Genomic DNA, 13,177 nt, shown 5'->3' on the forward strand with positions numbered 1-13,177 from the left:
TTTCTTTCACATAGCTACTTTTCTGTGCATTTTAAACACGAATTTACACAAATCGTAAGGGTTAATTTAGTGCGATTTGTACAATCTGTGTTTGCTTTTTTATACTTATAGATTAAGCTACGTGGTAGAAAAATCGGAACGATTCTCTAGTCTTTCAAATTCTTTTTCGGCTATTTCTTTGGCTAACATAAAAAACGTAACACACTTTTCTTCCAGAATATTTCCGCCTTCTATAGTTAAACTTTGTACGTTTTCAGGTTTTATCATTTCTGAATTTACAAGCATTAGCTGATGAATTGCTGTTTCTTTTTCATCTGTAAAATCAAAAGGAAGTTCGATTTCCTGTATGTAATTTAATAAAGAGAATAAATAATTCATAGAAAACTTACCCGAATGATATCCTAGAAATAAGTAAATAAGTCCTCCTGCAATTTGTTCTACCGCCTTATGATGGAGTATATTTTTGATAAAACTCGAATCTTCTACAAAACAATTTTGTGCAAGACTAAGAAACTGTTGCGCGAGTAACATACGATTCTCAAAATATTTCTTCGAAAAATCTAGATTTCTTTCTACCTCAAAACTGTTTGAATAAACAAGATATAAAGGATTATTATAAATCAAGAGTCCATTTGCTATAACGATATCTAAAAAATATTTCTTGTTGTGGCTTTTCTTGCGCAAATAACTAGCACTATGATTAAGGATTGTTACTTTGTACTTATCTCCAATTTTTTCCTCTATCTGAGTTTGCAATAACTCAATCACATTTTCTATATGTTCAAGATTAAGTACTAACAAATAAAAATGATAATCAGGAAGTTCACTACTATAATTCCTGTTTTTATCTCCCAATTCCTGATTATGATTTGTTGCATAACCAAAACAATATATAGCTCTTGTTTGTAAGGTTTCGACAATTACGGCACTTATTTTAGAGAATGCCTCATCCATAATATAATTAGGCTGGATTCTATCATTAAAAATTGATCTTCCTAAAAAAGATTGATTGTTTAAATCTCTTACTTTTTGTTTGCACGATTTGATATACTCTATAAAAAGCCTGTTTATTTCTCTTTGCATTAATTCAATTTTCCCCTTGGCTTTATCAATTAATGCGGTATCAATATCGTCCATATTACGATTTTGCTGTATGCTATTATAAGCAGTATTAAGCATTACCAAAATCTCTTTATCTTCTTGAATTTCTTTATTAAGTATGGTTTTAAATGTAGGTGCAAAATCTATTATATAATCATAATGCATTAGTAAACACGTAGAACTAATAAACTCTGGCATAAGGAACTCTGATGCACAAATGTAAATATAACGCAAGGTTTGGTGCAAGGCAAAGGCAGCTTCTACCCGCTTATTATTTCTTGTATAAATAGATACGTTGCGAAAAATTACTACAGCGGCTTCTATGTCTATATCAAATCGTTTTTTGGCTTTTTTGGCTAACTGTTTTGAGGTATCTGTACTTGGATAAAATACCTTGGTATCTGGTTCTAAATATACCAATTCCTTAAAAGTGCAATGTTGTATAAAAAATAGTTTTCCTTTTTTAAATCCATAATCTACCCAATTAGAATTAATGAATTTAAAAACAAAATCAGGATATAATTTTATGAATTTATGTGTTGTTTCATTTAATGCATCTCCGTCCTGACAGCAGTTTTCTTTTAAGACAAATGTTATAATAACGGCATTATTACTAGCGCTATAAGATACATAAACGGCTCCTGCTTCGATAAAATGAAGCAAATCTCTAATTACTTTTTCCAATCGCTCGTGATGGGGATTACTTTGTGCTATTTTAATCGGATAATCCATAATTTACTTTTACATGTTAAAACAACTCCTATTTTGTAACTCCTTTTGCTCTTATAACCACCCAAACACTAATGAATATCAAATACTTTCGACTCATTTCTTGTACAAACAGCTAATGATGCATGGCTCATAAGCATATTTCTTCTTTTTTTTTGTACGTTTGTCTTTTAGTTAATCTTTTTCTTATAATGTTACAAATATATAGAGTATATCCTACATATTATAATAAATTGAGTAAATAATCTATAAATATATACAATGATTATCGACAGAATCCTACAACTTATTAAATATAAAGGAATTAACAAAAGAAAATTCTATATAGAAACTGGTCTTTCTAATGGTTTTTTGGATAAGGTTAGGGATATTGGTGTATCTAAAATAGAGCATATACTCAATGTCTATCCTGAGATTAGTGCCGAATGGCTTTTACTGGGAAGAGGAAACATGTTATTAAAGCCTGTTGGTTTTGAAGAGGAGTCCCAAATAGGAAATAATATAATACAGGAACCAAATCCTGTTTATAATAAAACTCCTCTAAAGAAAGTCCCCTTATACGATATTCAAGATTCTGCTGGAATTGTTTCTTTATTTAAAAATTCTACACAAGATCCTATAGATTATATTTCGATTCCTGGTTTACCAAAATGTGATGGTGCTATTTATGTAAATAGCGATAGTATGTATCCTATTTTAAAAAGCGGAGATATTATTATGTACAAAAAAGTAAAAACCAATACTGATAATATTTTTTGGGGCGAAATGTATTTAGTTTCTTTAACCACCGATAATCTTGAAGAGTTTGTTTTGCTTAAAAAGGTTCAGAAATCTGATAAAGGAGAAGATTGGGTACAATTAGTAAGCGAAAATCCGCAGCATCAAACCAAAGATGTTCTCTTTAAAAACATCAAAAATTTAGCCTTGATAAAAGCAACGGTTAGAATAAACGCTACGCATTAAAACACAAATAATTATTTCTATATCATAAACAAAGCTTCGGAGAAATCTGGAGCTTTTTCATTTTGTAACATTCCTGTTTAAGCTTGATTCAAAATAAATTATATATTAGCTAAAGAATTAACAGAAACCATTTTAGCTATTTAGACCACGAACCACATGACTAAGAAAACCATAATCTTACTCGGATTTATCATCTTAAAATTTGCTTTACAATACCATTTAATAAGTCCCGAATATGATTTGCAACGAGACGAATACTTGCACCTGGATCAGGCAAATCATCTTGCTTGGGGATATTTATCGGTTCCTCCTGTTACTTCTTGGATTTCTTGCATTATCCTATTACTCGGAAATTCTGTTTTCTGGATTAAATTCTTCCCTGCTCTTTTTGGTGTTTTAACACTTGTAATTGTCTGGAAAACTATCGAGAAACTCAACGGAAATTTATATGCCTTAATTCTTGGCGCAACTTGTATTATTTTCTCGTCATTACTGCGAATAAATATTCTCTATCAGCCCAACTCTTTAGATGTATTATGCTGGACTGGTTTTTACTATATCATCATTCAATACATTACCACCGAAAAACCTAAATGGCTTTATATAGGAGCGATTGCATTCGCCTTTGGTTTTCTTAACAAATACAATATTCTCTTTCTACTTATAGGCTTAGTTCCTGCCTTATTACTATCTAAACAAAGAAAAATATTTGCAGAGAAAAAACTCTACATCGCCTTAATAGTAGGATTAATATTGATTCTTCCTAATCTTTTATGGCAATACGATAACCATTTTCCTGTGGTTCATCACATGAAAGAACTAGCCGAAACACAATTGGTAAATATGGATCGCATAGATTTTTTAAAAAAGCAATTCCTTTATTTTATAGGTTCTTCTCTTGTAATTCTTTCGTCTTTATATGCGCTGTTATTTTATAAACCTTTCGGTAAATACAGATTCTTTTTTACCTCTCTTATCTTTACTATAATCGTTTTTTTATACTTTAAAGCCAAAGCATATTATGCCATTGGGTTATATCCCATTTACATTGCTTTTGGTGCAGTTTATCTTTCTCAAATTTTAAACTCTGGCTGGAAACGTTATCTACAACCTGTATTCGTAATCATTCCGTTGCTGTTTTTTATTCCTATGTACAATTTGTCTTTTCCAAATAAAAGTCCAGAATACATCTTAAAACATCCCGAAAACTATAAAAAACTGGGCATGCTTAAATGGGAAGATGGCAAAGACCATAATTTGCCGCAGGATTATGCCGATATGCTTGGTTGGAAAGAACTTGCTCGCAAAACCGACTCTGTTTATGCAACCATTCCCAATTCAGAAAAAAAGAAAACTCTCGTTCTTTGTGACAATTACGGACAAACCGGAGCGATTAATTATTATACCAAACAAGGAATAAAAGCAGTTTCCTTTAATGCCGATTATGTAAACTGGTTTGACCTAACTATACAATACAACAACTTAATACGTGTTAAGGAATTTCATGAAAATGATGACGAAATTGCCGAAACAGGTCCATACTTTCAGGCCGCTGCAATAGCCGATTCTATCACAAACAAAAACGCCAGAGAATACAAAACAACCATTTTTGTATTTACAGGCGCCAAGATTGATATTAATAAAAGAATTATTGAGGAGATTAAAAAAGCTAAAAAGTTTTGAAAAAGGTGCTGAGGCACTAAGGTTCAAAGGTTTCTTAGTTTGTCTAGAGAAGTTAAAAAAGATTCTGAGGAACTAAGATGCTAAGGTATTGTATTGAACATAAAAACACAATTTTGTCATTTGATGCAAGGAAAACTCAGACGATATAAATCAAACTAATAGCTCAACAACTGATTGTAGTCACAAATAATATGCTATAACCATAGCCAACGGTTTCAACCGTTGGAACGCAATGTATTATCGTAATCCGTATCACACGGTTGAAACCGTTAGCTATGATAAAATTGGATAGAATTTAATAAATTAGAATTCTTTGGCACATGAAATCAAGTTCGTTGTCTCTTTGAATTAAAACTTTTAAAATAATATTTGACTTTGATTGTCGAGCTACTTATGCGTTCTTCGACTCCGCTCAGAATGATAAGATTGCGAATACTTAGAAACTTAGTATCTTAAAAAAGAAAAAATGCGAAAGAACCCAAACTCCACAATAACCAAACTTACTTCTAACTCTAAGAATATTTTTCTTTTGGATAGTGTTGGTGCTTTTTTAACTGCTTTCTTATTAGGTTTTGTATTGGTTAGATTTCAGGATGCTTTCGGGATGCCCCAAAAAACACTTTATATTTTGTCGGCTATAGCTCTCGTTTTTGCAACATATTCTTTGTGTTGTTATTTGTTTGTTTCTACCAAATGGCGTTATTATCTAAATATAATTATAATTGCCAATGCTTTATATTGTTGCCTTACAACGGGACTTATAATTTACTATTTCCATAAACTAACCACCTTAGGTTTAGCATATTTTATACTCGAGATAGTTGTTATTGTTTTCTTAGTTTATTTAGAAGGTTCAAAGGTTTTTGAAAAAGGTACTGAGGTACTGAGACACTAAGATGCTAAGGTTTTTTAGATTGAACATAAAAAAACGCAATACTGTCTTCCATAACAATATTGTGTTTTTCTTTATATTAATGAAGGCTCTACTTTAACCTCTGAACCTTTTATAGACAAACCGAAAAACCTCTGTCCCTTAGTACCTCAGAACCTTAAAAAAACCTTTGCCCCTTCCTCCTAAGCCATAAACAATGCATGCTTATTATAGTTGTACAATACTAAATCGTATGGTACTAAGTTTGGTAATACCTTTTCAGAATTGGCATCAAACTTTATATTATTTGCTTTGCGAAATAAGTAAATATCTTTTAAACAATTAGATAAACTCTGATGTATCATCGATGAGGTTATAGGTAGCTTATTATCTCCTACCAATAAATCTATTTGATAATTAGAACTAGACTTAGAAAGATTATTACCAATTATTCTTATTTCGAATGTTGTTGGTTTCCCATTATGTTCTCCTTGATATTGTACTCTCATAGTTTTATCAGTTTAAATTAAATACAATTTTGTTACTCTTGTTTTTTATGTAATCGTTTGTAAAAATAAATTTAGTAATAAAATCTTTTTAATCGTAAATAATTTTAAAAATTTTTCTAAAAACCGCTTCTTCTCTCTTTCCTTGTATTTACTCGGTTTTAAGCAAAATCTTCCTATCAAATTCTCACTTTTCACCTACATAAATAAGAATATCACACGTATTTTCTTAAATAAATAATTTCGTCAATTTTTTATGTAGATATTTTTCCTACTTTTGCCAATTAACACCTAACAACTAAATACATTGCCAATCAACTAACCCTTAAACCCTTGAGTTATGACGAAAAAACTACTCATTAAACTAATATTCCTCCTTATTAGTTCCCCTATTTTTGCATTTCAAACCCCTACAAACATTCCTATTCCTGACACAGAATATCAAGCTCTGGTCGATTTTTACAAAGCCACTGGCGAATCTAACTGGAATAATAAATGGAATACTAAAGAAAATAATCTTCATGAGGTCGCCTGGTATGGCGTAACCGTAGAAAACGGACATGTCACCACAATTAACCTCAGCAACACCAACAACATTGTTGGAAAAATTCCCGCCTCTTTTGGGAATTTAAAATTCCTAAAAAACCTTTCCCTTTACGGAGGAAATTACGGTAAAGACTTAAGCTCAACCGATCTGGGTGTCCTATCTGAACTAGAAGCTCTAGAAACTCTCGACCTAAGATATTGTAATATAAAAGGTAGCATTCCGGCCTCATGGAATAAGCTTAAAAAACTAAAAACTTTATACCTAAGCAACAACGCCATCACTTCTTTGCCTAAAGAAATTGGAGAGCTAGAAAGCTTAATAACTTTAGAGTTATCTACCAACCAAATAAGTGTTCTAACAAAAGAATTAGAAAACCTTACTGCCTTAAGAACAGTAAATCTTGCCAGTAATAGAATATCAAATATCGAAGCTTTATTAAAAAGCACCGTTAGCTTAGAGCTAAATTCTCAAACTCTTAGCATAGATAAATTACAATATGAAGGAGTCGATTTAAAAATTAGTAACCTCCCAAATGTTGTTCTTTACAACAGAGCCAAAAATGATTTCTCTGCCAGAAGACCAATAGGAATTTATGTACGAGGAAGTCAGATAGGAACAAATGTAACCGTTGCCGAAGATGGTAGCCTTACGATTCCATCGGCTTATCTGGCTACACTAAAAAACGGAGATGAAGTATATCTGCGTCAGCAATACGACGGAACTTCGGGAGCAGCTTATTACAGCAATATTTATTTTACTACTGTAAAAGTTAATCAGCCAGGGATTCCAAATATAGAATATCAGGCATTAGTCGATTTTTATAACGCTATGAATGGTAGCAAATGGAGTACTAAATGGGACATTAATGAAAACAATCTTAACGAAGGTGCGTGGAATGGCTTAAGTATAGAAAACGGACACGTAACAGGAATTAACCTCAACAATACCAGCAATATATCTGGAGCAATACCAGCCTCTTTCGGGAACTTAAAATACCTAAAAAGCTTTTCTCTTTATGGAGGAAGTTATGGCAAAGACTTAAACACTACCGATTTAAGTTCGCTATCAGAATTAGAATCTCTAGAAACTCTAGATTTAAGATATACCAAGCTTAAAGGCAATATACCTGCTTCGTGGAGCAAACTAAAAAAATTAAAGACTCTTTATATTAGCAACAATGCTATTACAGGATTACCTGATGAACTAGGAGAAATAGAAAATCTGGTAACACTAGACTTATCTAATAATCAGATAAAAACAATTCCTGTTTCTATAGGCAATCTTTCTTATTTAGTAACGCTAAACTTAGCCAGTAACCAGATAGAAGTTCTTATAAAAGAATTTGAAAGTTTAAATGCTCTAAGAACGTTAGATCTTTCGAGTAATAAAATTTCGAATATTGTAGCGTTGTTAAAAAGTTCGGTAAGCCTCGAATTAAATTCTCAAACCATAAATCTAGAGAACTTTTTATACAGTGGTACCGATGTAAAAATCGAGAATTTCCCGAATATAGTTACCTACAATAAATCTAAAAATGATTTCTCGGGACGAAGACAATTTATGGTTTACATACGAGGCAGTCAGGTAGGAACTAATATAACAATGGCAGAAGATGCCAGCGTAACCATTCCTTCTAGTTATCTGGCAACCCTAAAAACAGGCGATCAGGTATATTTGCGTATACAATACGATGGAGCACTTAGCGCAGCTTATTATACCAATATCTTTTTTACTAATGTAAAAGTAGATCAGCCACAAATACCCGATTCAGAGTATCAAGCTTTAGTTGATTTTTATAATGCAATGGGCGGTACAAAATGGAATAATAAATGGGATATATCCCAAAATAATCTCCACGAAGGTGCATGGTATGGTGTAAGTATCGAGAACGGACATATTACAAACCTTAACCTTAACAACAATAGTAATGTTACGGGAGCAATACCAGCCTCTTTTAAAAATTTAAAATACCTAAAAAACCTTTCTCTTTATGGAGGAAGTTACACCAAAGATTTAAGCACAACCGATTTAAACGTTTTATCTGACTTAGAAGTTTTAGAATCTCTGGACTTAAGATATTCAAAATTAAAAGGAGATATTCCTGCTTCATGGGGTAAATTAAAAAAACTAAAATCACTGTATTTAAGCAACAATGCCATTACAGGATTACCAGAAGAGTTTGGTACAATGGAAGGTTTGGTAACAGCCGATTTATCATCTAACCAAATAAAAGCAATTCCGGTATCTGTAGGTAATCTTTCGAACCTTGTTACATTAAACCTCTATAGCAACCAAATAGAAGTACTTATAAAAGAATTCGAAAATTTAAATGCACTAAGAACGCTAGATCTTTCGAGCAATAAAATATCTAATATCGTTGGCTTATTAAAAAGTCAGGTTAATCTGGAACTAAACTCTCAAACCATTAGCATCGAAAATTTCCTATACGAAGGAACCGATGTAAAAATCGAGAACTTCCCGAATATAGTTACTTATAATAAATCCAAAAATGATTTTTCGGGTCGTAAACAGTTTATTCTTTACATACGTGGTGCTCAGGTAGGAACTAACTTAACCATGGCGCAAGATGGTAGCCTTACTATTCCTGTAAGTTATCTGGCTACACTAAAAACCGGAGATCAACTCTATCTGCGTCAGCAATACGACGGAACACTTAGCGCGGCATATTATACCAACATATTTTTTACTAATGTAAAAGTAGAGCAGCCAAAAATACCTGATGCCGAATACGAAGCTTTGGTCGATTTTTATACTGTAATGGGCGGTAATAAATGGACTAATAAGTGGGACACTAGCCAGAACAACCTACATCAAGGTGCATGGTACGGCGTGAGTATCGAAAACGGACACATAACAGGACTTAATCTTAACAACAATCATTATGTTGCGGGATCAATTCCTGCTTCTTTCGGAAATTTAAAATTTCTAAAAAATCTTTCTCTTTACGGAGGAAGCTATGCCAAAGATTTAAGCACTACCGATTTGAGCGTTTTATCTGAACTGGAATCTCTAGAAGTTTTGGATTTAAGATATAGTAAATTAAAAGGAGATTTGCCTGCTTCATGGAGTAAGCTTAAAAAACTAAAATCGCTGTATTTAAGTAACAATGCCATTACAGGATTGCCAGAAGAGTTTGGCGCAATAGAAAGTTTGGTAACAGCCGATTTATCCGTTAATCAGATAAAAGCAATTCCAGCAACAATAGGCAATCTCTCTAATCTTGCTACATTAAACCTAAATAGCAACCAAATAGAGGTTCTTATTAAAGAATTAGAAAACCTAAATAAATTAACCTCTTTAGATCTTTCTAGTAACAAAGTATCAAACATTCAGGGGCTATTAAAAACTTCGGTAAGTTTAGAGCTAAACTCACAAACACTTAGCATCGAGAACTTCTTATACGAAGGAACAGATGTAAGAATTAGTAATTTACCTAATACGGTTCTTTATAACAGACCTCTTAATGACTTCTCCGCCAAAAGACAATTTATTGTATATGTACGTGGCGCACAGGTAGGAACTAACTTAACCGTTGCCCAAGATGCAAGCCTTACTATTCCTGCAACGTATTTGGCTACCCTAAAAACAGGAGATCAATTGTATCTGCGTCAGCAATACGATGGTGCTTCGGGAGCAGCTTATTATACTAATATTTATTTCACTAATGTAAAAGTAGATCAGCCTAAGATTCCAGATGCAGAATATCAAGCTTTAGTAGATTTTTATAATGCTATGGGAGGCAGCAAATGGAGTAATAAATGGGACACTAGCTTAAATAATTTACATGAAGGACCTTGGTATGGTGTAAGTATACAAAACGGACATATCACAGGTATTAACCTTAACAATAACAGTAATGTTACAGGAGCAATACCAGCTTCTTTTGGGAACTTAAAAAACCTAAAAAATCTTTCTTTGTATGGAGGAAGTTATACCAAAGATTTAAGCACTACGGATTTAGCCATCTTCTCTGAGTTGGAATCTCTAGAATCTTTAGATTTAAGATATTGCAAATTAAAAGGTGTTATTCCTTCGTCATGGGGGAAATTAAAAGCCTTTAAAACGCTCTACCTAAGTTATAATAATATCGAGAATGCAGATGAAGCATTGGCTAGTTTACCTTTATTAAAAACAGTAGACTTTACCTATCAAACCATCGCTATCCCAACTATAGAAGTAGGTGCAAATGAACTGGTAATAAACCTGCCTACGCTAAGTACTTTTATTTTTAACGCCGATGGAGGAAGCATTAATAACAAAAATTATTTTACCCTTTATATCAATGGCGTAAATAAAGTTTCGAATTATTCTAATAAAGAGGGCAACCTAATCTTTAAGGATATTGCTTTATTAAGCATAAAACTAACAGACAAAATTACAATTATACAAAATGATGGAGCTGCTCAGGGAACAACCATTAACTATAACAAAGTGACTTTTGGAAAACCATTGGCAGATGAAGAATTTGAAATTCTAAAAAAATTCTATACTAGTACAAATGGAGCACAATGGACTCAAAAATGGGATACATCACAAAACAAACTTCATGAAGTAAGTTGGTATGGTGTAGGAACAAAAGAAGGTCATGTGGTATCGCTAAGTTTATCAGGAAATAATCTGTCGGGAACACTTCCTGCAGAATTATCTGGATTAACATATCTGGAAACTATAAACCTACAATCGAATGCTATCGAAGGAAACATTCCGACAACAATTGGGCAACTCACAAATTTAAAAACCCTGAACTTACAGGCAAATAAACTAAACGGAGCAATACCAGTACTTTCTGGAATATCAGGTTTAAAAAAATTATCTATTGCAGCCAATCAGTTTAAAGGAACTATCCCTGCACAGTTTAACCAATTCCAGAATATAGAACAACTGGATTTATCTAATAATGGTTTTGACGCGCTAGAGACAGTATTTACTTATGACCTGAGCAAAGTGTATGTAAACCTAAGAGGACAAACAATTGTAAAAGATGAATTCTTGTATTTAAAAGGAGACGAAATTAGTGTAGTTCTACCTCCTATTACAACATACAACGAAACAAATCCTGAGCAAGAAGGGAAGTATTTATTTGCCTTACAAGCAAATAACTTTAAAATATCCGAAGCCACACCAGAAGGTAATATTCTTGTATTCCCGAGCGTATCTATTGCCGATGTTCCTGCTGGTGCAAAAATTACTATCTGGCAAAGAACAGGAGCTTCTCAAGGTACTTACTTGCAATATAAAGGAATTGCCGACGGATCTGAAACGCCTCTTTTAGCAGAAGAATTTGATGCTTTGGTTGCTTTTTTCCAAAATGCTGGAGGAGCAAACTGGAAAACACCTTGGGACGTTTCTACAAATAATCTTCATGAAAAAAGATGGAAAGGAGTTACGACCAATGACGGACACGTTGTAGCAATTAACTTAACCGATAATAACTTAATAGGAAACATTAGTGCCCAGTTAGGCAAATTTGTAGAGCTACAAACCCTTAACCTAACCCGTAATAAATTAACAGGCAGTATTCCTGATGGATTATCCCGATTGACAAAACTTAAAACAATTGACCTTTCGGAAAATGAACTTACAGAAACAAATGCTGTATTTCCGTCGAATGTGAATTTTAAAATCGATCGTCAAAAAATTAATCTAGGCGCATTACCACTAACTGTAAATGCAGTAATAAAAGACAAAAAGATTAATCGTTACGATCATACCAATCAGTTATTTAGCCCAAGCCAGTCGTATAATATGACGCTAAAAGACAATTACCAAATGGTAACCGTTCCTGAAGATGGAGTTAAGCTAATGAATATAATGAGCGAATGGAATATTCCAAACAATCAAACACTTGAACTTAGACAAATAGCAGGATCTGCCAGAAATAGTATTCTTACTTATACGCTAACCTATCGCGAAGGAGACAGTAATTTAGATGGTATTGTAAATATATTAGACATACAATCTTCTTTAAATTATACCTTGAGTCAGAAACCAAAGTACTTTAATTATGCTGCAGCCGATATCAATAAGGATAAGAATTTAAACCTCTTGGATATTATTCTTCTGATAAATAAAATTCAGGATGGAGTACAAGAAAAAGTACAACAAGTTGCTAAACGTTTTGCATCAACAAATGATCAGAATACAGTACTAAGTATTGAAGATGATATTTTATACATCGATAGTCAAGCAACAGCCACAGCAGCATTTGATATTCGCTTAAAAGGAACAAGCAAAGCACAAGTATCAGATTTACTTTCAGCCAAAGGATATACAGTATCTATTGCAGAGAATAAAGACGAAACAAGTGTTGTAGGATTCTCTATAAATAAAACATTATCGGGTAAGATGGCTATAGCCAAAGTAGCTCCTAAAACTACTATAGTTTCTGCCGTAATAGCTGATGATAATGCAAACGAAGTTCCTTATAAAATTGTAAACGGAACACTAGGAATAGATGATATTGATGCAAATACAGGAAAAGATATTGTTATGAACTTCCCTAACCCTTTTAGAGAACAAACAACAATAAAATATCATTTGCTAGAAAATGCAACTAAGGTAACACTGAAAGTTTACAATATGCAAGGACAAATTGTTAGACATCAATCAGATTTAGAAACCTCAGAAGGGAAACATGAAGCAGTCTTTTTACAAAAAGAACTTGCTGCAGGCGTATATTTTTATACGTTAGAAGTACAAGCTTCAAACAGCCCGAAAATATTTAAAGGAAAAATGTTAATACAATAAATTTATTAA

General features: G+C 32.7%; 6 protein-coding genes. 4 read left to right on the plus strand and 2 right to left on the minus strand.

From position 1 onward, the window contains the following. Window positions 1–117: 117 nt before the first annotated feature. Complete coding sequence (locus IW20_RS13660; protein ID WP_035623236.1) at window positions 118–1,833, minus strand: BTB/POZ domain-containing protein; 1,716 nt, start codon at window positions 1,831–1,833, stop codon at window positions 118–120. A 258-nt stretch (window positions 1,834–2,091) separates the two neighbouring features. Here IW20_RS13660 and IW20_RS13665 point away from each other — a divergent pair, with 258 nt between their 5' ends. From IW20_RS13665 to IW20_RS13675, 3 genes are all read left to right on the plus strand, one after another. Next, window positions 2,092–2,793, plus strand: a complete 702-nt coding sequence (locus IW20_RS13665; protein WP_035623238.1) for a S24 family peptidase — start codon at window positions 2,092–2,094, stop codon at window positions 2,791–2,793. A 156-nt stretch (window positions 2,794–2,949) separates the two neighbouring features. Beyond that, on the plus strand, window positions 2,950–4,476 hold the full coding sequence (locus IW20_RS13670; RefSeq protein WP_035623241.1) for a glycosyltransferase family 39 protein: 1,527 nt from the start codon (window positions 2,950–2,952) through the stop codon (window positions 4,474–4,476). A gap of 466 nt (window positions 4,477–4,942) precedes the next feature. Continuing rightward, window positions 4,943–5,371 carry a hypothetical protein gene (locus IW20_RS13675; protein ID WP_051885764.1) on the plus strand — a complete coding sequence of 143 codons (429 nt, stop codon included), beginning with the start codon at window positions 4,943–4,945 and terminating at the stop codon, window positions 5,369–5,371. A gap of 179 nt (window positions 5,372–5,550) precedes the next feature. Here IW20_RS13675 and IW20_RS13680 read toward each other — a convergent pair whose 3' ends face one another. Then, window positions 5,551–5,856 carry a hypothetical protein gene (locus tag IW20_RS13680; protein WP_035623244.1) on the minus strand — a complete coding sequence of 102 codons (306 nt, stop codon included), beginning with the start codon at window positions 5,854–5,856 and terminating at the stop codon, window positions 5,551–5,553. A gap of 337 nt (window positions 5,857–6,193) precedes the next feature. Between IW20_RS13680 and IW20_RS13685 the strand changes: the two genes are divergently transcribed. Next, window positions 6,194–13,168, plus strand: coding sequence for a leucine-rich repeat domain-containing protein (locus IW20_RS13685; protein WP_035623246.1), 6,975 nt, complete (start codon window positions 6,194–6,196; stop codon window positions 13,166–13,168). Window positions 13,169–13,177: the final 9 nt, after the last annotated feature.

Origin of the sequence: Flavobacterium hydatis (assembly GCF_000737695.1) — a bacterium.
Lineage (GTDB): Bacteria > Bacteroidota > Bacteroidia > Flavobacteriales > Flavobacteriaceae > Flavobacterium > Flavobacterium hydatis.